Annotated in this window: 22 protein-coding genes and 4 pseudogenes; 8 read left to right on the top strand and 18 right to left on the bottom strand. The window is 60.9% G+C overall.

The genetic code is table 11. The features are described from left to right. Window positions 1-10: 10 nt before the first annotated feature. From IVB19_RS37420 to IVB19_RS37385, 8 genes and pseudogenes are all read right to left on the bottom strand, one after another. On the bottom strand, window positions 11-568 hold the full coding sequence (locus IVB19_RS37420; protein WP_247822313.1) for a recombinase zinc beta ribbon domain-containing protein: 558 nt from the start codon (window positions 566-568) through the stop codon (window positions 11-13). Between the two features lie 1,466 nt (window positions 569-2,034). Next, a pseudogene (locus IVB19_RS37415) lies at window positions 2,035-3,217 on the bottom strand (extracellular catalytic domain type 1 short-chain-length polyhydroxyalkanoate depolymerase). Between the two features lie 3 nt (window positions 3,218-3,220). Next, a pseudogene (locus IVB19_RS37410) lies at window positions 3,221-3,633 on the bottom strand (ribbon-helix-helix domain-containing protein). 123 nt (window positions 3,634-3,756) lie between these two features. Beyond that, entirely contained in the window at window positions 3,757-4,671 is a 915-nt protein-coding gene (locus IVB19_RS37405) for a L,D-transpeptidase family protein (protein ID WP_247822312.1), read from the bottom strand. A 101-nt stretch (window positions 4,672-4,772) separates the two neighbouring features. Further along, window positions 4,773-5,003 carry a hypothetical protein gene (locus IVB19_RS37400; protein ID WP_247822157.1) on the bottom strand — a complete coding sequence of 77 codons (231 nt, stop codon included), beginning with the start codon at window positions 5,001-5,003 and terminating at the stop codon, window positions 4,773-4,775. Window positions 5,004-5,149: 146 nt separating this feature from the next. Then, on the bottom strand, window positions 5,150-5,764 hold the full coding sequence (locus IVB19_RS37395; RefSeq protein WP_247822156.1) for a trimeric intracellular cation channel family protein: 615 nt from the start codon (window positions 5,762-5,764) through the stop codon (window positions 5,150-5,152). Window positions 5,765-5,781: 17 nt separating this feature from the next. Continuing rightward, the gene (locus IVB19_RS37390) at window positions 5,782-7,029 is read right to left on the bottom strand and encodes a M20 family metallopeptidase (protein WP_247822155.1); all 1,248 of its coding nucleotides are present in this window, start codon (window positions 7,027-7,029) and stop codon (window positions 5,782-5,784) included. Between the two features lie 101 nt (window positions 7,030-7,130). Next, window positions 7,131-7,697, bottom strand: a complete 567-nt coding sequence (locus IVB19_RS37385) for an NADPH-dependent FMN reductase (protein WP_247822154.1) — start codon at window positions 7,695-7,697, stop codon at window positions 7,131-7,133. Window positions 7,698-8,024: 327 nt separating this feature from the next. Between IVB19_RS37385 and IVB19_RS37380 the strand changes: the two genes are divergently transcribed. From IVB19_RS37380 to IVB19_RS37350, 6 genes and pseudogenes are all read left to right on the top strand, one after another. Continuing rightward, complete coding sequence (locus tag IVB19_RS37380) at window positions 8,025-8,210, top strand: hypothetical protein (protein ID WP_083926431.1); 186 nt, start codon at window positions 8,025-8,027, stop codon at window positions 8,208-8,210. Next, complete coding sequence (locus tag IVB19_RS37375; protein WP_247822153.1) at window positions 8,203-8,454, top strand: hypothetical protein; 252 nt, start codon at window positions 8,203-8,205, stop codon at window positions 8,452-8,454. The genes IVB19_RS37380 and IVB19_RS37375 overlap by 8 nt, the downstream gene beginning before the upstream one ends. Window positions 8,455-9,062: 608 nt before the next feature. After that, a pseudogene (hspD, locus tag IVB19_RS37370) lies at window positions 9,063-9,322 on the top strand (small heat shock protein HspD); the annotation flags it as partial. A gap of 297 nt (window positions 9,323-9,619) precedes the next feature. Further along, the gene (locus tag IVB19_RS37365; protein WP_018456572.1) at window positions 9,620-9,772 is read left to right on the top strand and encodes a hypothetical protein; all 153 of its coding nucleotides are present in this window, start codon (window positions 9,620-9,622) and stop codon (window positions 9,770-9,772) included. A 105-nt stretch (window positions 9,773-9,877) separates the two neighbouring features. Continuing rightward, window positions 9,878-10,090: a hypothetical protein gene (locus tag IVB19_RS37360; protein ID WP_247564604.1), complete on the top strand. Its 213-nt coding sequence runs from the start codon at window positions 9,878-9,880 to the stop codon at window positions 10,088-10,090. Between the two features lie 526 nt (window positions 10,091-10,616). After that, window positions 10,617-10,784: a hypothetical protein gene (locus tag IVB19_RS37350; RefSeq protein ID WP_247822152.1), complete on the top strand. Its 168-nt coding sequence runs from the start codon at window positions 10,617-10,619 to the stop codon at window positions 10,782-10,784. 70 nt (window positions 10,785-10,854) lie between these two features. On the opposite strand, the pseudogene IVB19_RS37345 reads toward IVB19_RS37350, so the two are convergent. The 7 genes and pseudogenes from IVB19_RS37345 to IVB19_RS37315 form a co-directional block, all read right to left on the bottom strand. Next, window positions 10,855-11,442, bottom strand: a pseudogene (locus IVB19_RS37345) (GSU2403 family nucleotidyltransferase fold protein). A gap of 540 nt (window positions 11,443-11,982) precedes the next feature. Beyond that, window positions 11,983-13,488, bottom strand: coding sequence for an alkaline phosphatase family protein (locus IVB19_RS37340; RefSeq protein ID WP_247822151.1), 1,506 nt, complete (start codon window positions 13,486-13,488; stop codon window positions 11,983-11,985). Continuing rightward, the gene (locus tag IVB19_RS37335) at window positions 13,485-14,366 is read right to left on the bottom strand and encodes an ABC transporter permease (RefSeq protein ID WP_371827270.1); all 882 of its coding nucleotides are present in this window, start codon (window positions 14,364-14,366) and stop codon (window positions 13,485-13,487) included. Before IVB19_RS37335 ends, IVB19_RS37340 begins: the two co-directional genes overlap by 4 nt. Beyond that, window positions 14,367-15,299: an ABC transporter permease gene (locus tag IVB19_RS37330; RefSeq protein WP_247822150.1), complete on the bottom strand. Its 933-nt coding sequence runs from the start codon at window positions 15,297-15,299 to the stop codon at window positions 14,367-14,369. Continuing rightward, entirely contained in the window at window positions 15,299-16,297 is a 999-nt protein-coding gene (locus IVB19_RS37325) for an ABC transporter ATP-binding protein (protein WP_247822149.1), read from the bottom strand. The genes IVB19_RS37330 and IVB19_RS37325 overlap by 1 nt, the downstream gene beginning before the upstream one ends. Next, window positions 16,294-17,280 (bottom strand): ABC transporter ATP-binding protein, encoded by a 987-nt coding sequence (locus tag IVB19_RS37320; protein ID WP_247822148.1) that lies wholly within the window; start codon window positions 17,278-17,280, stop codon window positions 16,294-16,296. The genes IVB19_RS37325 and IVB19_RS37320 overlap by 4 nt, the downstream gene beginning before the upstream one ends. Window positions 17,281-17,406: 126 nt before the next feature. After that, window positions 17,407-18,987, bottom strand: a complete 1,581-nt coding sequence (locus IVB19_RS37315) for an ABC transporter substrate-binding protein (RefSeq protein ID WP_247822147.1) — start codon at window positions 18,985-18,987, stop codon at window positions 17,407-17,409. 658 nt (window positions 18,988-19,645) lie between these two features. On the opposite strand from IVB19_RS37315, the gene IVB19_RS37310 reads away from it, so the two are divergent. Both IVB19_RS37310 and IVB19_RS37305 read left to right on the top strand, forming a co-directional pair. Continuing rightward, entirely contained in the window at window positions 19,646-20,518 is an 873-nt protein-coding gene (locus tag IVB19_RS37310; RefSeq protein WP_247822311.1) for an isocitrate lyase/phosphoenolpyruvate mutase family protein, read from the top strand. 355 nt (window positions 20,519-20,873) lie between these two features. Further along, a complete protein-coding gene (locus tag IVB19_RS37305) occupies window positions 20,874-21,782 on the top strand; it encodes a LysR family transcriptional regulator (RefSeq protein WP_247822146.1) in 909 nt (302 codons plus the stop codon). Between the two features lie 368 nt (window positions 21,783-22,150). Here the strand turns inward: IVB19_RS37305 and IVB19_RS37300 are convergent, their stop codons facing one another. The 3 genes from IVB19_RS37300 to IVB19_RS40550 all read right to left on the bottom strand — a co-directional run bounded on the left by IVB19_RS37300 (window position 22,151) and on the right by IVB19_RS40550 (window position 25,256). Continuing rightward, on the bottom strand, window positions 22,151-22,489 hold the full coding sequence (locus IVB19_RS37300; RefSeq protein ID WP_524536784.1) for a hypothetical protein: 339 nt from the start codon (window positions 22,487-22,489) through the stop codon (window positions 22,151-22,153). A gap of 36 nt (window positions 22,490-22,525) precedes the next feature. Further along, entirely contained in the window at window positions 22,526-22,783 is a 258-nt protein-coding gene (locus tag IVB19_RS37295) for a YjiS-like domain-containing protein (RefSeq protein WP_247822145.1), read from the bottom strand. A 2,029-nt stretch (window positions 22,784-24,812) separates the two neighbouring features. Beyond that, window positions 24,813-25,256, bottom strand: a complete 444-nt coding sequence (locus IVB19_RS40550; protein WP_346283674.1) for a hypothetical protein — start codon at window positions 25,254-25,256, stop codon at window positions 24,813-24,815. Window positions 25,257-25,356 lie beyond the last annotated feature (100 nt).

Raw genomic sequence — 25,356 nt, 5'->3', positions numbered from 1 at the left:
TGGTGATCAATCAGCAAACGCTTACTTCGGATCTGCACATAGAGCCAGTTCTCGGGACCTTAAGCGTTCGGGCCAGTTGGGGCGGGCTGAGGAGGGAGTCGGCATGTACCCAGCGGTTGCGCTGGGTAGTCACCTTACGGTTGGCCCGGATGTGTTGGCAGGTCGGCTGGCCTTCCTGGGTCCGCAGGTGATTGCATACATACTCGCCGCCCCCCTTGTAGCGGACGTACATCTTATGGCCACATCGTGCGCACCGGGCGATGCCGTGGAGCAGAAGCTCGCCATTGCGAGGCGCGCCTCGGGTTCTGATGCGCATGTATTCGGCTCGATTATCTCTGATGACGGCTCGGAGTTTTTTATAAATTGGCCAGTCGATATAGGGAGGATATCGATCTTTGACGACGATCCGCCACTCCTCAATCGCCCGCTGAGCCTTTTGCGGCAGGGCGCCCTCCCGCCTCGGTGGCCGGAAGCGGGTTCGTCCATAGACGAAGGCACCCGCGTGTGCGGGGTTCTTCAAGACGGGCCACCGCAGCCAGCGTCGCGCTCGTCCAACACAAATCGCCATGCTGATCACGACGTGGCAGTTCGAGGTCACGCTCGTTCAACGCCCGCATGACCTTGGCAACGCTGCGCAGTTGCAGGAACAGCTGGAAGACGAGACCGAGCCGCCCTTGCACGGCCATGTCGGGACCTTAACGACCACTCCGCTCGAGTCAGCCCGATTGGCTCATGAAGGATCTCCGCCAAAATCGCGGCGACGTCTTTGACGATCTGGCGTCGGAGCGCGGGCGTCAGCGTCGACCAAAGATCGGATGGATCCATGCTCATGTGCGTCGGGACAATCCGCTGTCGATAAAAGCCCGAGTAGAGCCTCCATACTCAGCTTAATCTGATTTGCTTCTTGTCCATAATATTCGATTGCGGTTGCCTGAATTAGGAGACTGCTTCCCGTGCGAAACTCAACTTCATACGAAGCGGGATTGCCTCGGCCTCGCTGCCCGATCTTCCTGATCACTCGAAATGAGCAGCCGTACAAAGGATGCTGGGGGTCTCGAACTTCGACCACCTCCGGAAATGATTCGTCAGGGACATTCCTCAATCGGGTCGCTGGAGGGCATCGACCGGCGGCGGTTCCAGGAGGCGGGAGACGCCGGCGCGGTCGCAAGCCGGATAATCGCTGGCAGCGCTGTGACGGAAGTGAATCAGCCGGTCAGCGACAGGCAAGCGGCCCCGAACACGAGGTGCCGTAATCTCATGATAACATCGCCTTTTCGCCGGCGAGCCGGTCGATCACTGGCAAGCCGGGCTGAAACCGTCTGAAATCAGTCTGAAATCAACTTGCGACGCTCCCAATTCCCATCCGACGCATTGATGTGTCGACTACCGTCGGTTTTGCGAGCTCGTATGCACCACCTTACGACCGGCCAAAAGCGGAGTCTGTCACCGGGGTGCAACAATCTTATAATTTGTGATTGTTTCAGCTAATGAGCTGGCGTCGAAACGGTCGCTTCGCCGGGGTAAGAAAGTGCTCAGCGCCACCTGGAGATGGGCCGAGGCTCGCAGGAAGTGAGAACGAACGGGGTCGCCAACAACGGAAACGTGTGATCGAGACCGAGATCGAAGAAGTTTCTACTGGGAGAGATCGGCCCAAGAAGGATATGATAACCTGCGACATCGCAAACCTTTACCGCGCATACCCGAACCGCAACCCTCCTGGTGGAAGTATCCGCTCAAGGCGATCGCGAAGGTCAGCGATGGGTCCTCTTCAAAACTCTACGAGCAGATCGAACTCAACAAGCGGCGCAAGGCGGAGATCGACCAGTTAAACTCCCAAATTCAAACGATGGGGACGCCGCTCGCCAAGTCGCACTGAACGACATGCAGAGAAGCATACCCGAACTGGACGGCGCCAGCTAAACCAGACCGAAGCGATCTTCAGCTCTCTCCGTTCCGCCTCTCCCCTTCGCGCGAAACCGCTCGGGCCGATCCAGCCGCATCCGCCATTACTCTCGGGAAGATCGGACCCGCAGGTTACCCACCAAGAGAATGCTCAATGAAGAAGCGCAGCATCTCCCTCGTCGCATCTGGGCCTTGCGAATCGGTGTAAGACCCGGCGGGACTGCCGCCCGACCACGCGTGTCCGGCGCCATCGATGGTCCAGTGTTCGGAGATCGCCCGACCGTCCGCGCCGCTCAGGATGGTGCGAGTATATGCACGCCCGTCGGGTACGCGTCCGCGAATTACCTTTGTCGTCGGTCTCGTCGCTCCGGCCGACTGCTCGATAACCTGATCGCCATTCCTGGGATGCACCGTATTGTCGCGATCGCCATGGAAAACGATGGTCGGCACAGAAGTTTTGCCATTGGTAATTGCCTTAGACCCGCCTCCCTGCCGCATGGCGGCGAACGCACAGGGAAGATCGCTCGCGGCGCCGCACGCCAGGGCCGAATGAACACCGACGGCAGCGTAAAGGTCGGGATACGTCGCGCCCATGATGGCGGCGGCGGCCCCGCCGGCCGACAATCCTGCGACGTAGACGCGCTTCGGATCGATCGCATGGTCCCGCATGACCTGGCGGGTGATACCGGCGATCATAGACGGCTCGCCTCCGCCGCGGCGCTGGTCGCCCGTCCGAAACCAGTTCCAACACTTCGACTGATTGGCTCCGCTCGGCTGCTCGGGATAGACGACGAAGCAATTCCGCTCCTCTGCCATGAAGTTCATCCGGGTGCCGGCGGCGAAATCGTCCGGCGACTGGGTGCAACCATGGAGCATGACGATCAGGGGGAGCTGTTTTCCCTGAGAGCGGCTCGGGATGAACAGCTTGTAAGTCCGGCTTCCCGCTGCGTTGCTGAAGGTACCGGCGATGAAGTGGGTGCTCTCGGGCGCGATATCCGACGTTGACGGCGGAGCGCGTCCGATCGGACCTTCCAGGCCCAACCCGGAAAACTTCCTCATGCCATCGAGCGACGAGTTGCGTTCGCGTCCTTGGACGGGGCTAGGCGGCGTCGGCCGGCTTTCCCTCTCCTCGACGACCTCGGCCTTGGCATCGATGGTTGGCGGCTCGAGCCGCGCGAGCGGAGCCTGAGTGCCGCTGCGAGACGTCGGGGGCGCTGCCGCCCTGAAGCATGCGCTGCAGCAGGGCGGTGGCTTCGACCAGTTGGCCGGCACGGGTGAGGCGCGTGGCTTCGCGGACCATGTCTTGATTCAGCATCGTTCACCTCGTTCTGTCGGCGAGAGCGGCCTTGACGAGTGGCGTGAAGCGCCCCGAGCACCGACACCGACACGATGGTGGCGCGGGCCAACTCGGGAGTGACGTCCTGCGCGATGGTGGCTAAGCCCAAAACGTTGATCTGCAGCATCTCGCCGGCCCGCCGCGCCGCTTCGAGATCTTCGCGGGTGTAATTGCGCAGACCGAGGTCCAGGCTCTTCCGGGCCGTGGATTGCCTCACGACGTCTGCATGACGTTCGAGCTGGTTCCGGATGGCGGTCCGGATGAAATCGGTCCGATTGGAATAGAACCCCTCCTGCACCATGAGATCGACGTGACCGAGATCGACATAGCCAAGGTTGATCGTGATCTTCTCGGTCGGAAGTTTTGGGTCGCAGCTCGCGCAGATTATCGGCCATGCAACATCTTTTCACCATCCAGTTGGATGGCCATTGGATGCTAAATGGATGCTTTATGGCCTAGTTCAAGGGGCGGCTGGCCTCTGGACTGTTGGCGCTACGTAAACAGAGTCGTCGAGGGGCTCATTTCACGCGGTCGACGAATTCCACCGGCGTGCCCTTGGAGAGGCGTTCCGCGACACGCTCGGCATCCCAATTCGTGAGCCGGACGCAGCCGTGCGATTCCGACTTGGAAACTTTTCCCGGGAACGGCGTGCCGTGGATCCCGTAACCGTCGCCGGAGAGATTGATCCACATCGAGCCGACCGGATTGTTCGGGCCCGGCCTGATGGTGAACGGCTTGCGGGAGTGAACGCCCTTGAAATGGTAAGCCGGATTGTAGCGGTAGGTCGGATTGCGATCGATCTCCGTCACCTTCAAGGTGCCGGAGGGGGATGGTTTCTCCTCACTGCCGATCGTCGCGGGGTAGAATCCTATCAGCGCGTTCGACTTGTCGAACAGCTTGACTGTCTGCCGGCTCTTGTTGACTTCGACCTTGGCCGCCTTCTCTGAAGTCTGCTCGGCTCCGGAGTCGATCACGACGATGGCCTCGCCGGCGCGGTCGAAGTGCCTTCCCGGATTCAGGGCGGACAGCAGATCCTCGCTCATGTGAAACTTCTCGGCCATGCCTTCGCGCGGGCTGCCGTAGGACAGCTTCGGAATGTCCTTCATGTCCTCCATCTTCGCAGGCAGCTTCTTGAGGAACGGCCCTGCGACGTCCTCCTCCGCTATGGTGTAGTTCATCGTCACCGGGCGGTTATCCGCAGCAAGTTTTGCCCAAACATCGGCGTTGAGGTCGTCGGAGACCGGCAATTGCTGCGCCTCTTCGAAGGCCCGCAGTGCCTTCTTCGCGTTCTCCCCGAACCTTCCGTCGATCTCTCCTGGCGAGAAGTGCGCCCGGTCAAGCAGGACCTGCAACCGGACCCCCGCCGGGGTCGGCTTCTCGTTGGACAGGGTCTTCTTCGAGGGCTCAGCCGCGTCGATCGCGGCAGGCTTCATTTCGGCGGCAAGCGCGGAGCTCGTGACGCCCGCCAGCACAAGGCCGATGACGATGCATCCGAACGACACATGCCAGCCTGGCTTGCGGTGGCGCTGGTGGATCACTTCCGGTCCGCAGGCGCCTGTGCATTCGCCTTGTTGTTGGCGTCGGCCTTGTTCGCTTCGTGATGACCGACGGCGCAGCCGGCCGCAGCGCCGAGCTTGCCGTGTCCCGCCATGTGCCCGGCAACGCCGCCGACGATGGCCCCCTTGATGCAGCCCTTCGCGTCCGCGCCGGGTACGAAAGCCAGCGAAATGGCGGCCGCGCAAGCCGCTGCCAAAATCAATCTCATGAGCGTTCTCCATCGTGAAAGTTAAGGATGCAACGGACTGGAACGCGCTCCGTTCCGTGCGCAGCGCAAGATGATCGACAGCGGGCCGGCGAGCGCCGACTAGCACCTCTCCGAACCTGCGAACGCGTTTGGCCAGCCGGGTCGCACTAGTCCATGATCTTCGCAACCGGAAGCCGCCAGCCACGCTTCATTGCCATGACGCGCAGCGAGAAGCATGAAATCAGCGCCACCGCCGTCACCGGCGCGACTGGCAACTGCAACATGTGCCCAACCACCACGATGGCCGCGGCCGCAAGCGCCGCGACCGCATATAGCTCTGCACGGAGCACAGTAGGAATCTCGGCGAGCAGCACGTCGCGCACCATCCCGCCGCCGATCCCGGTGACCATGCCGAGCACTACGGCCATGAGCGGGTTCAGCCCGTGGGCCATTGCCTTCGATGCGCCGGTGACGGCGAAAAGCGCAAGACCTGCGGCGTCGAAGATGAGGACCGCGTTCGACATCCGCACGATCAAGGAAGAGAAGAAGAACGTGATGACACCAGCGAAGAGCGATACGCCGAGGTAGCGCCAGTCGGCGATAGCGCCGGGAGGAACGACGCCGATCAGGAGATCCCGGGTGATGCCGCCCGAATTGGCCGCCGCGAACGACAGTACCAGAATGCCGAACAAGTCCAATTTTCGCTTGACCCCCGCCAGCGCCCCGCTAAGCGCGAAGACAAAGGTGCCGGCCAGATCAAGCACAAGCGGAAGCGCTTGCATGATGCCGTTTTCCGGCACTATGCCGGCAACCAGGCGCGAGCCGCGACCACCAGCGCCTCCACGCCGGTTTGCAGGGTGGGGTGAAGAACAGGTGCGAATTTCGGACTGTGGTTCACCGGCAGTTCGGTGAGCTTGTTCGCTGCTTTCGCCTTGGCGTAGGTCTCTGGATCGGTACCGCCGACAAACCAGAAAACCGATGGCACGTGCCATTCGGTCCCGAACGACCCGAAGTCCTCGCTCGCAGGCGCGGGTCCGGTTGCCCTTACCCGCTCGGTGCCGAAATGACGCCGGAATGCGCCCACCACGCGTCCGCTTGCATCCCGGTCGTTCACGTTGAGAGGATAGTGGTCCAGCGAGGTGATCTCCGGTTTGCGGGGGGCACCGGAGGCCCCCGCCTCGGCATTGACGATCCGCTCGATGGCAGCCAGGACGCGCGTCCTTACTCCGGCATCGAAAGTCCGTACGTTCAGCTTGATGATGGCCTCGTCCGGAATCACGTTTTCTTTCGTCCCCGCCTGCAGGACGCCGATAGTCACGACTGCTGCTTCCGCAGCGGCGATCTCGCGCGAAACGATGGTCTGCAGCCGCAGCACGGTGGCCGCCGCCATCACCACCGGATCGATGCTCGCCTGCGGCATCGACCCGTGCGCGCCGCGACCGAACAGGCGAATTTGCAAGCTGTCGGCGGCGGAGGTGATCGCGCCTACACGTCCGGCAACGGTGCCCGACGGCCCAACCATGACATGCTGCCCAAGGATTACATCTGGTTTCGCGAAACGCTTGAACAGGCCGTCGTCGATCATGGCCTGCGCGCCTTCCGCCGTCTCTTCGGCGGGCTGAAAGACCGCCATGATCGTCCCGCGCCAGGTGGTTCGGGCCTCGGCGAGCAATTGGGTGGCGCCTACAAGCCAGGTTACATGCATGTCGTGACCGCACATATGACTGACGGGGACGGTGTTTCCGTCGCGATCTTTGGCCGTGATCTTGCTGGCGTAGGCAAGCCCGGTTGCTTCCTCGACGGGCAGTGCGTCCATGTCCGCGCGCAGCATGACCGTCGGTCCCTCGCCGTTCCGTAGCAAGCCGACCACGCCGGTTTTGCCGACGCCCGCCGTGACTTCGAAGCCCGCGGCGCGAAGTCGGTCGGCCGCCAAGGTCGCCGTGCGGATCTCCTGCATCGACAACTCGGGATGCGAATGCACATCCTTGTAGAGTTCGGCCAGGTCGGGAAGCATTGCGCCAAGGTTGCCTAGTGCGGGATCGGACATGGGCCACTCCATCGCAGGACTTGAAGCAAAGGAAGCTTTTCCCTTTTCACAATCCGGCGCAAGCAGATCGAGCCGGAATAGCGCTGGCTTGCAGAGGGCCCCTAAGCCTGTTTGGAGGTGTTAGCGGACACACACGCGGCATAGGACTGCATGAAGCCCTGAAGGAATTTCCGCGTTTCCTCGTTGACCAGCTTTCCGTCCGCGTCGAACAGTCTGTCGGCGCCGCCGATATAAGCTTCCGGTTGCGGCATCGCGGGCACGTCGAGAAATACCAACGACTGTCTCAGATGATGGTTGGCGCCGAAGCCGCCGATGCCGCCCGGCGAGGCGCTGACGACAGCGCCAGGCTTGCCGCTCCAGGCACTCTTGCCGTAGGGCCGCGATCCCACATCCAGGGCGTTCTTCAACGCGGCAGGCACCGAGCGATTGTACTCGGGGGTGACAAAAAGGACGGAATCCGCCGCCCGTACACGCTCGCGGAACGCCGTCCATTCCGCTGGCGGATCGTCATCGCCGTCCTGATTGTAGAGCGGCAGTTGGCCGATCTCGACGATGCCCAGCTTCAGTCCGGCTGGCGCCAGTTCAGCCAGCGCATTGGCCACCATGCGATTGATCGAAGCCTTCCTGAGGCTACCGACGATCACGGCGACGTCGCGGGGCTGATCCATGCGGTTCCCTTTCGATGTTTTTGAAATCGACTCCGACCTAACCCCGCAAAAGACCAATGGCTCCTCGGTCGGGAGCGGCTACACGATCCGATCCGGCAACAACGGCGCGACGGACGGACCCGAAAAACGTAAGCCGACTTCCGTCCCGTGCCGGCCGCGGGCTTCTTCGCGACTTCCTTCGCAGGCTCATCCCCGAGATTCATCCGGCGACGGCCGCCGCGCCCTGGGAATTCGGAGGAAGAGCCTTTTGACTCTCATGAACGAAACGGGAACATAAAAGCATGAAAGCTGCTCCGGATCGGACTATTCCCGCCGTCGACGATTTCGATGCCGCCGCCGACCAAGCGACAGCGGGCTTGCGGCGGCGATGCCCGGAAAACCGTGAAGGCCCTATTGGTCGCGAACGAGTTTCTGGAGGTGCAGCTCGACGAACTCCGCTCGAAGGTGTCGACCGGCTACGCGCGGGGGCGACTTCCAGGGCCGCGCGAACGCAAGGATGAGGCAGATGGCTGACATGACCTATTATGTCGCTCTACCGTTCGTTTTCTCCGACGACGGCGTGGCCGCCGGGGCGGCAACGGAGTGCTTCAGCGCCAATGCCGCGGTCATGCGGGCCGAGGCGCTATCCCGGAAGCCTGGTCATGCCGGCGCCGTCGCGTTCTCGCGGACCGGAGATCCGTCCAGCGGCGACTTCACCGACGCCACGCTGATCCGGAAGTTCGGCGACGACGTGCCAGACGACCTGAGCGCGCTGTGAAGCTCGACTGGCTCCGTGGCGAGATCACGCGCATGCGCGGGCAACTCCGCGCCCAGGAGCGGGAGATCGGGATGCTGCAGCGGGCGGGCGTGCCGACAGCGTCAGCCGAACTGCTGCTCTCGAGAACGCGGGCGAAGGTCGACGATCTCTGTCGCGAGCGGGACACTCTCCGGAAAGCGGCGTCCGCCTGACGCGACCGGCGTCACTGCGCCTCCAGATCCCAGCTGCCAGCGCTGCCGACGCGAGCACGCTTGACGACGACAGGGATGGCCCGCACCCCGCCCGCGTGCCGGTGGCGGGCCTGGACCGGCCTGCTTCTGTCGTTGCGCCAAGCGTCCGCGTCCTGCTGCAGAGCCTCGCCCAGCCGCTTTCGGCCTGGGCGAGGCTCTGTCATGCCGATTGAAGGGTCCGCATGACTGCGTCTGTCGCGCCGCCAATCGCGACACCGAGAAGCGGCGCTTCGGCTTGCCGCCGGGCGGATTGCGAGGGCCGTCGTCCACTTCGCAGAGAGCGTCAAGGACGGCGTCGATGCCGACGGGTGCCTTCAGTCCCTCTGGGGCCTGCAGCGCCCTGCCTCGTAACCATTTTGCTCTTTGGAGGATCTGGCTATGCGCAGCTACGACCTTTCACCGCTCTGGCGTTCGACCATCGGCTTCGATCGTCTTTTCGATCTCGCGGAATCCGCCCAGCGCGCCGCTGAAGACAATTATCCCCGTACAACATTGAACGGCTCGGCGATGATCGCTACCAGATCTCGCTCGCGGTCGCCGGCTTCTCGCCCGAGGAGATCTCGGTCACGGCCGAGCACAACGTCGTCACGATCGAGGGAAGCAAGCCCGAGAAGGCCGAGCGCGAGTATCTCTATCGCCGGACACGACCGGTCCCCGTCTGGGAATCCCGGCCCCAAAAGGCACCCGGAAGCCACCCTGCGGTGGCGCCTGAGAAATTAGAAAACCCGGTTTTGGTTTCAAGGTCGGCCCGAAAAATTTTCGGATGCAGCCGACGCCGATCTCCGACGCCCGAAAGAGGCTGCGAGCCGCCGTTAGCCCTCCCGCGCGAGACCGAGCTTGCAACAATCAGGCGATGGCGCGTGAGAGCCAGTTCACACGCGGCAGCCGGAAGAGCTGCTACGGCTGGTATGGTGGTTTTCAGAGGAAACCGAACCATGGAATGGGCGGCGAAGGCGCTGGCAGGCGCGACCGGCACGGACAAGGACATCGAAGAACTCAAGGCGGTCGCGATCTTCTGCGGCGCCGGGCTGTTGCTATCCCTCTCAGCAGCCATGGTCTTCCCGGACCTCTGGTCCGCCCTCTTCTGAGCAATTGTCACCGGACCACGCCGAGTGGCATCAAGCCCCCGCCGTTCTTGACTCCCAAGGCATCGGCATACTCAACTCCGCCGATTAATATCGTGGGGTTGTGTCATGGAGCAGGAATTCTACCAGGGCCTCGCCCATCGGGTCCGGACCCTCGCCGAGAGGGCCGATCCGTTCACCAGGCGACGCCTGCTGGATCTCGCCAAGCGATACGATGCGAAGAGCGGTCAGCCACCCAGCCCGGCAGCGGCCGAGCGTCCGCTGCCGGTACCGCGGACGACGCCGCCGGGGTCCATCTTCTCCGGACCCGGCGAAGCCTAAGGTGTGGACGGCGGCTGCCATCGCTGCATAATTGAACGGCTGCGGGTCAAGACGCGTTCGCTCGGACTCGCTCGCGTCCTTCGCGAGCGGCAGCCGAGGCACGGGCGCAACGACCGTCTGAGCCGCAGCCACCTCGACCGGCACATCGACGACCGTGCGCCCCTCCATGAATTCGAGCACGATTCGCCCCTTGTCGGTGATCTTCCACCCGCCGTTTTCGCCATCGACTAAACCTTGCGAAAGACGTCGAGTTCCGGCACGCGCGCGGCCAGCCGCCGGGTGCGGTCGGCCCAGTCCCGGGCGCTGGTCGCCAGGATCGTCATGTCGCGCTTGATGTCGTCGATCACGGCGAAGCTCGCGAAAAAGCGAGCGCTTCAATAGAAATGCGGGTCCAGGCGCTTGACGTCGAATCCTTCGTGCGAATGGGAATGGCCAGATGACGCAAGCAAACTCGCATTTGGCGCGAGCGCGGACCGACTAGCCGAGTCGTTTTCAAAGTGGCCCCACAAGTCCGCGGGGGGGCGCCATGCTGGTGCTGTTGCTGGTGCTGGGGATGATGATGCCGGTGATGATGCCGCTCACGATGGTCGTCGGCATGCCGATGAGCAGCAGCATCATGCTGATCAACATCATGGTGCCGCCGATGATCGGCGACCGGATATGCCGGCCTCGCTCTTTCGAACCTGAATGTTAGGCGCGGGCCACGGTGTCTTTCTTAGCGAAAAGCGGCTCCGCGCTGTCTACCACTTCTTTGGGAAGCATCTTCAGCTGCCCTGCGTCGAATGGTAGGTGAGTGAGATAGCTCGCGACCAGAGCCCCGACGGCTTTCGTCTGTGCTGCATCTCGTTGTCGCTTGAGCGGCTCCTGTCCGCACGCCGGAACAACCAAAGCTTATGGGCGGCCCAAACCCGCGGGTCTGGAGTGACGATGCGCACCGGTTCGCCCTTCTGGTCGATCGCAGTTGCCTCGAAAGCCGGCGAATTCTGCAACCAATCGAGTCCTTCGATTTGAACGGCAGTGAGGTCTTCGGGGTCCGAGCCGATTTTATCCGGGGCCTTCTTCCAAGAAGGGCTCTGCATAGGTTTGACCAGATCGACGAGATAGCCGTCCCGGTTTACGGCGCGGAACGTCTGCTTGGCGCGCTCGAAGCTGGTGTCGACACGTTGGAGTATCTTCAGCAACGAAGACTAGGAAACGTCGTCGTCCGCCACAAACGTAAGGCCGCCGCGCGCGTCGAACAGAAGATCGATGTCCTCCGTCGTGGCCAAGCCAGGATCGACTCTGACGCCGGAGGAGGCCTCATAAGCGTAGATGGCGTTTGTTCCGAGAATCCGAATGCCGAAACCTAACATTCCGAATCCATCGAGAGCGCGCATGATGCGGGCACCCCATCAGAGGGACGGTTTCAACAGTTCCACCGCAGATGCAGCCAAAGTGTTGAAACTGGGAACTTTTGTCTCCATTCGGTGGCCGTCCATCCGCCTTGCTACCCGCCTCCATCGAACCACTGCTCCAGCGCCTGGCTATCGGTTTCCTTTCCGCGCAAGCAACATCGCGATCCAATTGAGCTGCCAACTGTCGATCGTACAACGAAGGCACCAGGTCGACTTGCTTGTTTTCAACCAGCCCCAGGCGGAGGCCATCTTCGTAGCGCTTGAAAGCAGATGCTTCGGCAGCCATCATTCGTAGTTGGCACGATCGACCCGGAGAGCACTGTCATACCGGCTCCGGGCAAACGGCTACGGAGGAGTTCATGATACTCCTCGGCCCGCTTACCTCGCGCTCTGGCCAGACGCGCTTGCTTGGAGATGGCGCGGCTTCCGGACGAGCTGCGGGACAGCATCCCGGCGCTCGCTGCCGGTCTCCGCTCCCGCATGCGAAAGCCCCCAGGTTCACGCGGCGTTCTCTGCAAAGCCGCCTTCGATATAGGCTGCCGCTCCTACCTGTATGCGACGCAAGACCTGGTGGTAAGTGGAGGAGCCTGCCTCGTAGACGGTCTCTACGACCGACGCGGGTGCAGCCCGGGGCAATGTCGCAAACGTCTCGTTGAGGACGCGCCCATCCATCTGGCTTAGGGCGACAATTCCCAGGAGATGCAGAATGGTCGGCGCGATGTCGCAGATTCCCGACGGAACTTCTGAAAGGCTGCCCGAGCGGAAGGCAGGTCCGGCGAGAATGCCGACCGCCGCCATCTCTTTAGGATGCAAGCCGCCATGTACTCCCAGTCCGATCGGCGCGTCGTTGCTCCAGGTTCGGCCGATGAGGCCGAATGGATCGAATTCACTATCGGCGCGATAGGAGAACAGGATGTCGCTGGAACGGGCATGATCTGCCATCACAAGCTGTCGCGCAAAACTGCCCGGCGCGATGCCGTCGACGTCATTTCGTCCAGCGGTGAAGATCGGTCCGCACCACGGCGCCTTGGTCATTGCTGCGACGGCTCGCCGGATCTTCAGCTCCGAGGGGTCTGCCAGATAAATGGCCCCCACCTGCCCGGGAACGACGATCGCATCTACGTCTTGCCCAGGCGCCGAGCCGCAACGAAATCCGGCATCTCTGAGTACTTGGTGAACGTCAGCCTGCGCATGGACGCTCACGTGTCCATGATCTGAGACGGCAATGATGTGGACGTCCTGCCGCCGGCCTTCAGCCTCCCACCAGTCCAGAACGCGACCGAATTGCTGATCGGCCCAGGCGAGCGCTTCCAACGTCCGTACCTCTGCCGTGCCGCAGTAATGAGACGAGCTGTCCGGTTCGCCAAAGGAGAGAATGGTGACGTCAGGCCGAAGCTGTGGCCAGACGATATCGAGCAAAGCCGCCGTCAGATAGCTCTGGGCTGCGAGGTCGGGCGTTCCTGCAGGCGGGGGCGCCGGGGGAGGACCGATTCGAGCATTCAGCGCCTCGAGAAGAGATCGGGAAGTCGCAAGCCGCGCGAAGTGCCCCGAGATTGTGGGATGACCGAGCGTGCGCGCCTTGTGGTTGAACAGGCGGGTCGTCCCGGCAGAATTGGACGCGAGCACCGCGAGCGTCTTGCCCTGGGCGGCAAGAACCTCGCCGAGCGATGGCACGCCCATGAGACGCCCGCCGCTCAACGTATCCAGGGTTTCGACCAGTTGGTCATCGGCCGTGTCGACGTAGCGGGACGGCACCGCTGCGCGGTCGAGGTATTGGTTCCCGACCATGCCATGGCGCCCGGGTGATGCGCTGGTAACAAGACTAGGCATCGCCGCCCGCGTTTCGCTCGGATAGACGGTGACATTCCGGCCGAGGGTCACGCCCTGGCGCTGCAGCCTGTGAAGATGAGGAGTCGCTGTAGCATTTATAAGATCGGGACGGAGCCCATCGAAACTGACAAGGATGACGCGGCGGGTAGCAGGGGAAGTTACAGAGGCCTTCACGATAATGTCTTGTCCATGCGGTCGCGCAGCCAGTCCCCCACCAGCGAGATGGACAGTGTGGTGAGCGAGATGATCAGGGAAGAGGGGACGAGTATCCAGGGCGCGCGGGTCAGATAGTCACGACCATAGCCTACCATATTGCCGAGGGAGGTGAGCGGGGGCTGCACGCCCAGACCAAGGAAGCTCAGACCACTCTCGAGCAGAATAATATCCGGAAAGGCAAGAGTCATGGTGACGATCAAGGTTGAGGCGATGTTCGGTAGGATGTGGCGCAGGTAAAGGCGGCAAGGTCCTGCGCCCAACTGGCGTACGGCGACCACATAGCCTTGCGTGTTCGCGCTCATCGCGAGCGCGCGCGTGACGCGCGCGTAGCGCTCCCAGCCATGAAGGCCAAGGAGGGCCACGAAGAGCAGCAGAGAGTTACCCACGAATGCAAGTACCGCGAGCGCTAGAACGAGAAACGGCATGCTGGCCTGGAAATCGACACATGCGAGGATGACCTGTTCGACCCAGCCGCGGAAATGGGCGGCGAGAAAGCCGAGCGTGGTACCCAGGCATGCGCCTATCAACGTGGCTCCAAAAGCAATGAAAAGGCTCATCCGGATCGATATAAGTAAGCGCGCCAGCAAATCCCTGCCAAGCTCGTCGGTGCCGAACAGATGCGATACGTGCCCCCCGAAGCCAATAGGCGCGGCGAGACGATGCCGAAGATCAAGTGCGGCATAATCATAGGGAGCGAGACGATCTGCCAGGATCGCGATGACGAGCATGAGCGCGAGCCAAGCGATGGCGCCTTGCACAGCAACATTGCGCCAACGAAGTACTCTCTTCTTCTTAACGTGAGCAAACGACATCTGTCCGGCAGACATTTCCGCCATCTACGCTCCAGCAGAGCGCGTATCGCGCAGACGCGGATCGAACATACCGTAAAGGAGATCGACTGCGAGGTTCGTCGCGATCATGGCGGCTGCCACCAGCAGCAAGATGCATTGGACCACAGCCAGATCGCGACTTACGACGGAGACGACGAGCAGACTGCCGATTCCCGGCCAGGAAAAGACGCTTTCGACGAGCACCGTCCCCGCGATTAGGTTGCCTACCATCAAACCCACGATGGTCAACACTGGTATGGCGGCATTGGGCAGGGCATGACCCGTCACGACTCTGCGCCATGGCACACCCTTGGCACTCGCCGTGCGGATATAGGCTTGCCCGAGCACCTCGAGCATGGCGCTGCGGGTGAAACGAGCCAGAACGGCCGCGCCGCCAAGGCCAAGCGTGACCACCGGCAGGACCATATGGCGCACGCTGCCGGCGCCCCCTGAAGGAAACCAGGGAAGCTCGACCGCAAAGGCGAGCACGAGTACGAGCCCGAGCACGAATGATGGCACGGTGAAGCCCGCTACCGTCACCATCATCACCAGACGGTCCGTGAAACTGTCGCGCTTGAGGGCTGCATAGATGCCGGCCGGAATGCCTAGGAGAAGATTGAGGGCGAGTGCCGGAGCAGTGAGCATCAGCGTGACCGGGATGCGTTCGGCAACAACCGTGGCGGCAGTACGCCCGTCCCGCATGGATTGGCCGAGATCTCCGTGGACGACCGCAAGAAGATATTTTACGTATTGGACCCAGAGTGGTGCATCGAGCCCCCAAGCCTTGCGAAACGCCTCGACCGCATCGGCCGACGTTTCAGGCGACAGCATCGCGCGAGCGGGATCGCCAGAGGCTCGCAGAGCCACGAAGGCGAATGTGACTACCATCGCTATGGTGAGCACGGCGCGAGCCACCCGAGTCATGATGAAGCGGGTCATCAGGCGACGCTCCCAACTTGGAGACCATCCCTGTTGATCAAATGGCAAGCGACCCTGCGTCCTGCGCCTACGGATGTGAGCTCGGGCACAATCCGTGCGCAGGCTGGAAGAGCCGCCGGACAACGTGGATGGAAGGCGCAGCCGGCGGGCCGCGCCGATGGATTGGGCGGATCACCTTGCAGGATCGTCCGCTCGCTACGCCGTCCAGGCCTGGGTACGGCAGAAACCAGCGCTTTTGAATACGGATGCAAGGGGGCGCGCAGAACTGCATCGGGCGAGCCTTCTTCGACGATCGAGCCGAGATACATCACGGCGATGCGATCACTGATCTGCCGAACGACGCGCAGGTCATGGCTGATGAAGATCATCGCCATGTGCCGTCGCTCCTGCAGGTCACGCAGAAGATTGACGACTTGAGCCTGGATCGAGACGTCGAGCGCGGACACCGGCTCGTCGCACACGATGAGGTCCGGATCGGTCGCGAGTGCTCGTGCCAACACCGCACGCTGGCGTTGGCCACCTGAGAGTTCATGAGGATAGCGCGCCCCGCGATCGGTTCTGAGGCCAACGTCAGCGAGGAGCCTATTGATCAGGTCCGCTCTTTCGGACTTGCTGCCGATCCGATGAATTTCGAGCGGTTCTGCGATTTGCGCCGTGATCGTCAACCGGCGATCGAGCGCCCCCAGCGGGTCCTGAAATACCATTTGGATTCGCATCCTGAGATGCCGCCAACGGATATCGCCCATCGCCGGCAACTCTTCTCCCCCAAAGCTGACGGTGCCCGCATCCGGTCGTTCCAGGCCAATGAGAAGCCGGCCCGCGGTGGATTTTCCGCAGCCCGATTCGCCAACAAGCCCGAGCGTCTCGCCGCTGGCCAGAGACAGCGACAGTCCATTGACGGCGTGGACCGTCGAGTGACCCCGAAACAGGCCCTGACGCAAGGAATATCGTCGGACAAGCCCATCGGCTTGGAGAAGCGGTGCGACCGTCAGCGTCATGCGGCGACGGTCTCGTCGTGGCACCGTTGGCCGGCGACATGCAAGCAGGCAATTCTGTGGTCGGCATTATCGTCCACAGAAGTCAATTCGACAGTGCATTCACCACAGCGGTCCGTGCGCAGGTCGCAGCGTGGCGCGAAGGGACATCCTGGCGGAAGGTCCGCCGGGCTCGGAACGACACCGGGAATCGCGGCGAGGCGTTGCCGTGACCCGTCTAGATTCGGGAGGGCCCCAACAAGCCCGCGTGTATATGGATGAGTGGGATGGTCGAACAGACGCACGGCGGGTGCTTCTTCAATGATGTGCCCGGCGTAAAGCACCAGCACGCGCTCGCAGATCTCGGCGACAACGCCCAGATCATGTGAGATCAGGACCAGCGCCATGCCTCTTTCACGTTGAATCTCTTGCAGAAGCTCAAGGATCTGCGCCTGAATAGTGACGTCCAAAGCCGTGGTGGGTTCATCGGCGATGAGGATGTCGGGCTGTCCCGCAAGCGCCATGGCAATCATGACCCGCTGATTCTGCCCACCGGAAAACTCGTGCGGATAGCCGCCAAGCCGTCGCGCCGCATCGGGAATGCCGACCTGATCCAGCAGACGACGCGCTTCATTCAGCGCGCTGCGCCTGTCCATCCCACGATGGAGCTGCAGAGCTTCGCCGATCTGATCGCCCACGGTACGCACGGGATTGAGCGCGCTGGTCGGATCCTGAAAGATCATTGCAATTCGGCCACCACGCACCTGTTCCAGATGACGGGCGGGAGCACGGAGAAGCTCTTCGCCAGCAAAGCGTACGCTGCCTGCCGTCCGGGCGCGCGACCCCAAGAGACCAAGCGCCGCAAGCCAAGTCACCGACTTTCCGCAACCACTTTCGCCGACCATGCCCAGCGCTTCGCCACGGCGGAGGCTGAGATTTATTTCACGCAGCACCGGCACCTGGTCGAAAGCAACCTGCAGCCCTGCAATCTCAAGAAGTGGTGTCATCTGATCTCCCTCCTGCCAGCGTCGTCGCGGCTGCTCCTCGCGGGCGGCGTCGTAGGGACTGCGGGAGCCGGGCAGCCCACGTGGTGGAGCTGCGCGCAAGCGGAGCAACGCGTCATTCATCCTGATTCAGGTCCGGATCAAGGCGCTGTTGAACGGGCCGAAATTGAGATCGAGCGTCAGCCCCGGCAACCAGGGTACGTCGCGCCGCTTGCCATAGAACTGGCCGGACACATGCAAAATCACACAGGGTGGATCGACGTCATTGATAATCTCGAGCATGCGGCGGACGATTGGACGGCGCTGCTCGGGCTCAGCGGTCTCCTGGAGCTGCGCGCCCAAGGCGAAATACTCCTCGTTCTTCCAGACCCCAACCGACTTCGGCAGGGCGCCGCTGGGGCCGTATTCACGCCAGGGATGGCCGAGATGATCCAGAAACAACGCCGTGTTGGAGGTGTCGAAGATCGCCCGCACCGGCTGGCGCTGAACTTGGGCAAAGTTTTCCATCATCTCGATTTTGACGTTCAGGCCGACTGCACGCCACATCTCGATCATGGTTTGCGCGCCAGAGATCTGATTGGGGTAGTAGTTGTTGAGGAGCCGATAAATGATCGGCTCTCCTTTGTAGCCCGCCGCAGCGACCAGCTCCTTGGCCTTATCGGGATCATAAAGCAGCGCGGGGAACTCCTCGATGTAGCCCTGGCCATAACTTGCGAGCTGATAGCCATTCGGAATCGGCAGACGGTTCGCCCACAGGCTCTCGATCAAGAGCTTGCGATCGAGCGCAAGGCTCATCGCACGGCGGATCCGCACGTCTTTCAGCACTGGATCGTTCTGGTCGAGCACGAGCGAGCGGATATTCTGTACTGGCCCGCCCGAGACCTGGAGATCGGCCCGCTTCTCGATACGCTCGAATTGATCGGGTGGGATGTCAGTGATGAGGTCGAGCTCGTTGGCAAGAAGGCCGTTCACGCGCGCGGAAAGCTCGGGAATAATGCGATATTCGACGCCCTCAAATGGTGGCCGCCCGCCCCAATATGCATCGTGCGCAGTCAACGTGACATGGATGTCGAGCTTGTGATTGACGAGCTTGTACGGGCCGCTCCCTACAGGAGCTGCCGTCCAGCGCTCCCACGAGCCCGCGGCGGTGAACGCGCGCTTACAGACGATCTCCGCTCCCCAGGAAGCCAGACGCTGCTGAAGCAGTGCGTCGTTCCCTTTGGTGTGGACAATGACCGTATAGGGATCGACGACATCCACTTTGTCGATCCGGTCCAGCGACTGCAGCGCATCGGACATTCCGCTGCGGCCCGGTCCTAAGAGGTGGTCGGGCCCGAGGCTAAAGGCGACATCTTCGGCAGTCAGCGGGCTTCCGTCGTGGAACGCCACGCCTTTGCGCAGGAACAGCCGCAGCGACTGCGCATCAACTCGCTCCCAACGTTCGGCCAATGCCGGCCGCAGCGCCATCCCATTGGCGTGGTCAAAGCCAATGAGGCTATCAAACAGCTGTGGCATGATCCGCCGTATGGCGGTGTCGGTTGCGATGACTGGGTCAAACGTGCGGGGAAAGCCGGACATGCCAACTCTTAATCGCCGCCGGGCTGGTTTCTTGCCGTCGCTCTCAGCCCAGACGGCGCTCGCGGTCGGCAACAAACCTGCTGCGACCGCACCAGTCAAAGCCTCTCGCCGTGTCAGATGGCTGCGGGTCATCACCGTCTCCCGGAATTCGCTTCAATCAGTACGGAACGCATAGCCTTGACCTTGCGGTGATCAGCAGATCCTCGCAGAAGCCGAAAACCAAGATCGCTGGATCTCGTGCTTGCCAAACGTGTCCGACGTTAGAGCCGCGAAATGCTACGCTGCGATGACATTCATCGAGTAAGTCGATGTTCACGTGCGCAGATGAGATGACATGAGGCTTCCGGGCAGAGAAAGGTGCCTCCTCGGAACTGGCTCGCTCCCCGTTGGGGACGCTGCCCAACAAAGCATCATCAGCGCTCTCACTGTTAGCGCAACCAACATGGTCTCGAGTGATCAAGTGTCGCGCGGAAACGATGTCCCCCCTAGCTCCTTGATCAGCTCTAAGGTGCAACGAGACACGACGCCATCATCGAGATGTTCGATCATTAGATTGCAAGAATGCGATCACACCATTGGTTGCCCGTTTAAGAGCAATTAGAAACCGGCAAGATTTCCGCTTTTCACTCAGGTGCCGACTCTTGTCTCTCGTTTTAGACCGACTCAGATGTCGTCCGTCCCTCAAAAAGCCAAGATCATGACCGCGGGCGCGGCCCAATTGCGCGATCGGGGTGCCGAGGTGACCCCGCTCAGTGACGGCGAGCCGAGTCCGCGAAAGAAGGATTTTCCGATGTCCTCCGTCAAACGCCTTCGTACTCGCCTGGACGAGACCGGTCTCATCCATGTCATGGCCGCCCATAGCCCTCTTTCGGCTCTGCTGGCCGAAGAGGCCGGGTTCGATGCTTTTTGGGCATCGGGCTTCGAACTCTCCGCGCTTTACGGTCTGCCCGATATGAGCCTGATCTCGATGACCCAGCATCTCGACATGCTGCGCTCGATTGCTGGACGCACGACGCTGCCGATCATCGCTGACATTGACACCGGTTATGGCAATGCAATCAACGTGATCCACGCCGTTCACGAATACGAGCGAGCTGGCGCCAGCGCTGTGGTGATCGAAGACAAAACATTTCCGAAAGTGACGAGCCTTATGGCTGGCGGACGCCAGGAACCGCTTCGCGTGGAGGAGTTCCAGGGCAAGATCGAGGCCGCTGTTTCGACAAGACGAGACCCACATTTTCTCGTGATCGCCCGCACCGAAGCCCTGATTGCGGGTCTCGGCGAAACGGAAGCTCTGCACCGAGCAAAAGCTTACGAAGAGGCCGGCGCCGAAATGGTGCTAATCCATTCGAAAAAGAAGGATGCATCAGAGACCGAAAGTTTTTCGCGCGCCTGGGGCGGATTGGTGCCGCTAGCGATCGTGCCGAACGCCTACCCGGATCTCGACGCCGAGCGGGTCAAAGCACTCGGGAATATCCGCGTAATGATCTACGGCAATTACGGTATCCGCGCTGCTGCAACTGCGATGAGAGAGACCTTCCGCCGAATCATTGCCGATGGCGGCGTCCAGAACGTCCACAAGGATATTCTGCCGGTCGAGGAGATTTTCGACCTCCAGAACGTGGATAGCGTCAATGCGGCCGAAGCTCGCTTCCTTCGCTAGATCTCTTGTCCAAGAGGGCGTCATTGCGTCTGAGCTCTGCTCGGGCGCAGCTTTTGCTGTTCGACAATTGCTGTAAACGCCCCTCTCCTCCAGAAGGGGGACCGCGCAAAGAGCGATCACGCCAGCCGATTTAACGGCACGATTTCGTCGCGCCTTTGGGAAGCAATGTGCGCACCTAGAAGTGAGCTCGTTCGCACGGATTGCACCGCGTCTGAGCGAAATCGCTTTCGCGCGCGACCTGCAGTAGGTATCTAGTAACCCGGCTACGATCATCGAATAATGTGATGGACCATTGATTTCTGGCAATGCCCTCCTGCGAGAACTGACGGGCATGCCCGAAATTCCGGAGCACAAAATGGCTACCGAAACGGATGAAGTGCCACTCAATGCGATCCGGGTATTTGTCACAATTGCGCGCGAGGGAAGCGTAACGCGCGCGGCTAACGCCTTGAGAATGACCCAGAGTTCGGTGAGCCGTTACCTCGCCGTGCTGCAGGAGTATCTGGGCAGTGACCTCATGCAGCGTCGCGGCCGGCGGAGCGAATTGACGGAATTCGGGCGGCTTTTTGCGAACGCGGTTGCTGAACCGCTAGATACCGTTTGCTTCACCGCTAAGAGAATGCGCCGACGGAATCGTCGAGACACCAATCGGATTGTAGTCCGCACGTCACTCTCGACTTTCGCTTACGCCTTTCTGATTCCAAATCTCCAAGCTTTTTCTAATGAAATGGGCGGCGTAGTTGTGGATGTGATTAGCTCACTTTCGCAACCGACGTCGTCCGACGATTACGACATTTTGATCACACGGGATCTTTCCGTAATCGAGCCGGCAGATGATTGGGAAATCTACAACGAGCAACTCGTATGTGTGGGCTCACCAAATCACGTCGATGGCAAGAGCCTCCCGGTTGTTCGCACAGTACCCATCCTGAACATCACATCCCGGCCTGACATAATGCCGACTTGGCTGCGGGCCATGAACCTGACCCCAAAGGATATAAAATCGGGAGCGCGATATGATCACAATTACCTGGCCCTGCCGGCGGTGATGACGGGCAAATGTCTTCTGGTCGCGCCCGAAATCATTGTAAGTGACCTGGTACGTGGTGGAGCTCTCAATGTGATTCCACGATCGCGCACTCCCAGCGGCATGCAGTATCGCGCCTATGCTGTCGACCGAGGCGATAATCCCGAAATGTCTCGCGCTTTTTGCCGTTGGCTCGTTCGTCTTTGTAAGAAGTCCGCCCTTACGGAGACGGCATAAGATTGTCGTAGCAGCATTCCAACTTGCTTGAAGATCTCACCAGCACCCGCCTTTCTTGAAGGTGAGAGCAAAGCCTACAATGGCGAAGCTCGGCCCTTCGCCTGGACCAAGAAACCGGTCCTTCAACGCCGTTTGAAAGCCGCCGTATCACCCGGGTCTGATTTGGTGCGTCTGGACGGGTCGAGAAAGCCCTCATGGTTGGCGCGCGTTCGACGCAAGTGCCTTGAAAACATCGCGCAGGCGCTCCGCGTCACAGGCGTACCGGACTGAGCGACGCGCCGCGCAATAGACCGATTGTTCGGATCGACCTACTCTGCTCATTCGGCGGTGCCACGATTCCGGTGCCCGCGCCGGGGCACTCTCGGGGGTCACATCATCGTGCCCGGCATGAAACAGCGAACGCGCGGATGCCCGTCGATGAAATACGTCCAAACCATCGTGCGCCCTGCCCGGTTTGGTTGCGTGATAACGGCACCATCAGGCACCAAGACCCATTCGCCATTCAAGCGAACACGATAACTTCCGCGATAAGACTCCCAATCCGCGCCAGAGACGATGTATCCATCTGCATTCGTGCAGCATTGCCCAAACTCACTGTGCAAGCTCTCAAACCAGTGCTTCAAAGGTGAGTCTGCGTAACGGCCGTCATCACGAGCAAGCACCGCGTTCGCGAACAGGAGCAAGCAGGCCAAGGCAGCATGCTTCACCAAGTGCCTCTTACTGATCCGCTCCATGATCATCAGTCACCGCGCTTCCTCGCCTATGGAATGCCGACAGCGAAGATCGGGCCCGTCAAGAACACTGGAAACGAGGTAATCAATCTCCTCGCGTGAGATACCGACGTCCAACAGTTCTCTCTCGCTCAAGAGGTCAAGTTGCTGCCGGAGCCTCTTGCGTCTACGCCATTCCAGAAATGCATCCCAGTAAACCTCCAGCGGGCTGTATGCCGGCCGTTTTGCAGTTGCCCGCTCCAGCCCTGCGCTCTGTTGAATCGTGCTCATTTCGTGTATCCGCCTGCCGTTCCATCAGGCACCTTGCCGCAATATGAGTTGGCGCGCTTAACTGCCGGCTTACATTTCGATTATCAGTGACTTATTTTTCCGCTTCAAGGTCGGACGAGCAGTGACAGCAAACTCAACGATGGACCACGAGTGGGGCCTGGCCCTCTCCATTGGCTGGTACGGCCTCAATGGACCGCACGAACAGAAACCGTGAGATAATAGATATTTGTGCGTCCGCGCTGCCGTCTTGACCGATAAGGATTAGTCCTGCTCCGCCATTAGCTACAGTTAAGATGACGGGCTCGCCCTCCCACGTCCTGATTGGCTCCATTCCAAGGATCAAAAATTCACCGATCGGTTGGTCAAAGTATTGAAGCCTCAACTGTGGACCCACCTCCGCTGCGACCAACCCAAATCCCAACTCTTGGGCGCGTGCATAAATGTCCGCAAGCGACGCAGTATCGGTCTGAAAGCCAAGTTCAGCCGCCGACACTGCGAAAAGCTCCACGTTTGCTCTCGCTGCGCTGAGTGAAAATGAAGGTCGCGCGAGAACTTCGCCGGCCGAACGTCCGATGCCGCAACCTACCGCATCCAATGCATTGCTGAGGGCAAACGGATTCGAAAACGTCCCTACTGCAATGGTTCGCCAAACCGGAACATCGAAGGCCGATTTGACTACAATGTGCGGCATGCTGGCTGTGAGAGGCGTCCTAAGCTTCAGTTGCTTCTGCAGGCCATCTCGGGCCGTGCTTGGGCTTTGCCTTCCGTCGCGAATAGCAAGGTGCTTGCGATGCACAGCATCGCCATGGTGATCCGACTAGATGATCGGGACCTTCGCGACTTGATAGTGCAGTTCGCAAGGTCGAAATTCAGCATCTTGCAGCCGCTTGGGACAGGCTGGATAGCTCGTACGATCCGCTTTCCTGGCAGTTCTCGTAGCGGGCGGGTCTGCCTCGAACTTGTTGCACCGCACGTCGTACTCATCCCATCTCCTTCGATGGCGTTCTTGTGCAGCGACGATACCAGTGCGTCAGCCAGCGCGCTTAACGTTCGGCTTACGTTTTCCTTACCAACGGCATATTCTTTGCGCTCCAGCTGGTGCTACAGGCCTCACCATCGGAGGCCGCTTGACGCATCGTATTCGTCACAGGCTCGGGCTGCATCGAGATGGACGCCGTCTTCGTTGCGCCCCAGGCATTTGGGTTTGCCGATTATCTGATCCGAAACGGGAGCGGGTTGTCAGCAAGGACGACCTCATCAAAACCATAGGGAAGGGCAGCGTATCTGACGCGGCGCTGACAACCGCCCGAACGCCGTCCGGCAGGGGCGAGAGGCTGCGAGCCCGGACGATGCGCCCCAGGGCGCCGGTGCGGCACCGGACAAGCCCTCCATCGCCATGCTGCCGCTCGCGACGATGTCTGACGATCCGAGCAGGCGCACTTCGCGGAGGGATCGTTGAGGAGATGACGACCGGGCTCCCGGTGATCAAATCGCGGTTCGTGATTGCTCACAACACGCCATCGACCCTCAATTCGAAAGAAAGGAAGCCGTTCGGCTACTGCGTTTAGCGTCAACCGGACACGTTGGCGCCGCCTGCATCAATTTCGGCTTTTTCAGCCGACGATGTCAGGCTGATAATGAGATGGTCATCATGCGGTCGGTGCTCAAGCCAGTTCATGTCTCCGTGGAGCTACAGAGGCTGGATCGACAAGATTGCTGAACAGCCGGAGGAAGCAACCCGGAGCTTCAAAGACGCGAGCCGAATGAGCCCCGTCGACTCGCAACAGTTCACAGCGTTAACCGGGATGGAATTTGCTCTTATAGACCTTCCTCGCTTTGACGGGACCGTCGGTGGAGGAAAGCCGCTGCCTCACAATCCCTGTTATCCGGTCCGTTCCCGCTGCCTCACATCTGCTTTTCGCCTAGCTCGGAGGCGACCGAGGCCGTTGTCGACCCGAACTGAACCTCTTTGCCGTCTCGGAAGTCGGCGTACTCATCGAAGCGATTGCGCAAACAGTAGTCGCTGCGATTATCCTTTCGGTACTCCGGCGATATGCATCCCTTTGACGAAGCGTTTGATCCCTGCGACGAACGCCGGCTCGCCGATCATTGGAGCCTCTTTGACGCGGCGGATGGTGAACCCTGGATCGAGTGCAAGTCCTCTTTTCGCCGCGGCCTGCGCCTCATCTAACCTTCCGAGAAGCGCAAGCGCTGCAGCGTACCCAAAATGCAGGAGCGGATAATTTCGGTTGGCTTCGATACCTCGAGCAAACCAGACGGCTGCTTCAGCGTCGGCAGCGATCACCAGCTTGGAAAAGCCCGCCGTATTCATCCATCGAAACGCGGAGGTATCGCGAGGAGAGAGCCGCAGGGCTTCATTGATGTGGGTCTCAGTATCTGCGGCGCGACCCATGTAATTCTTCGCAACGCCCAGCATCTCGTAAGCATCAGCCAAGTTGGGATCCAGCGCCAAGGCTCGCTCGCACTCTGCCATGCCCAGGCGTACGCGATTGGTACAGATAAGAACGATGGCCAAGGTGAGATGAGCCCATGCATGCTCGGGAGCAAGACAC

Origin of the sequence: Bradyrhizobium sp. 187, from assembly GCF_023101005.1 — a bacterium.
GTDB lineage: Bacteria > Pseudomonadota > Alphaproteobacteria > Rhizobiales > Xanthobacteraceae > Bradyrhizobium > Bradyrhizobium canariense_D.
Note: the sequence above shows the minus strand (reverse complement) of the source record. Positions and strands in the feature narration are given on the sequence as shown.

Bases quoted from the DNA above. Each gene is read 5' to 3' on its own strand.
- IVB19_RS37405 (WP_247822312.1), bottom strand. From the start codon at position 4,671: ATGAAGCCTGCCGCGATCGACGCGGCTGAGCCCTCGAAGAAGACCCTG.
- IVB19_RS37390 (WP_247822155.1), bottom strand. From the start codon at position 7,029: ATGTCCGATCCCGCACTAGGCAACCTTGGCGCAATGCTTCCCGACCTG.
- IVB19_RS37395 (WP_247822156.1), bottom strand. From the start codon at position 5,764: ATGCAAGCGCTTCCGCTTGTGCTTGATCTGGCCGGCACCTTTGTCTTC.
- IVB19_RS37385 (WP_247822154.1), bottom strand. From the start codon at position 7,697: ATGGATCAGCCCCGCGACGTCGCCGTGATCGTCGGTAGCCTCAGGAAG.
- IVB19_RS37375 (WP_247822153.1), top strand. From the start codon at position 8,203: ATGGCTGACATGACCTATTATGTCGCTCTACCGTTCGTTTTCTCCGAC.
- IVB19_RS37325 (WP_247822149.1), bottom strand. From the start codon at position 16,297: ATGACGCTGACGGTCGCACCGCTTCTCCAAGCCGATGGGCTTGTCCGA.
- IVB19_RS37360 (WP_247564604.1), top strand. From the start codon at position 9,878: ATGGAGCAGGAATTCTACCAGGGCCTCGCCCATCGGGTCCGGACCCTC.
- IVB19_RS37310 (WP_247822311.1), top strand. From the start codon at position 19,646: ATGTCCTCCGTCAAACGCCTTCGTACTCGCCTGGACGAGACCGGTCTC.
- IVB19_RS37350 (WP_247822152.1), top strand. From the start codon at position 10,617: ATGCTGGTGCTGTTGCTGGTGCTGGGGATGATGATGCCGGTGATGATG.
- IVB19_RS37305 (WP_247822146.1), top strand. From the start codon at position 20,874: ATGGCTACCGAAACGGATGAAGTGCCACTCAATGCGATCCGGGTATTT.
- IVB19_RS37420 (WP_247822313.1), bottom strand. From the start codon at position 568: ATGGCGATTTGTGTTGGACGAGCGCGACGCTGGCTGCGGTGGCCCGTC.
- IVB19_RS37330 (WP_247822150.1), bottom strand. From the start codon at position 15,299: ATGACCCGCTTCATCATGACTCGGGTGGCTCGCGCCGTGCTCACCATA.
- IVB19_RS37400 (WP_247822157.1), bottom strand. From the start codon at position 5,003: ATGAGATTGATTTTGGCAGCGGCTTGCGCGGCCGCCATTTCGCTGGCT.
- IVB19_RS37315 (WP_247822147.1), bottom strand. From the start codon at position 18,987: ATGACCCGCAGCCATCTGACACGGCGAGAGGCTTTGACTGGTGCGGTC.
- IVB19_RS37320 (WP_247822148.1), bottom strand. From the start codon at position 17,280: ATGACACCACTTCTTGAGATTGCAGGGCTGCAGGTTGCTTTCGACCAG.
- IVB19_RS37380 (WP_083926431.1), top strand. From the start codon at position 8,025: ATGCCGCCGCCGACCAAGCGACAGCGGGCTTGCGGCGGCGATGCCCGG.
- IVB19_RS37295 (WP_247822145.1), bottom strand. From the start codon at position 22,783: ATGAGCACGATTCAACAGAGCGCAGGGCTGGAGCGGGCAACTGCAAAA.
- IVB19_RS37335 (WP_371827270.1), bottom strand. From the start codon at position 14,366: ATGGCGGAAATGTCTGCCGGACAGATGTCGTTTGCTCACGTTAAGAAG.
- IVB19_RS37365 (WP_018456572.1), top strand. From the start codon at position 9,620: ATGGAATGGGCGGCGAAGGCGCTGGCAGGCGCGACCGGCACGGACAAG.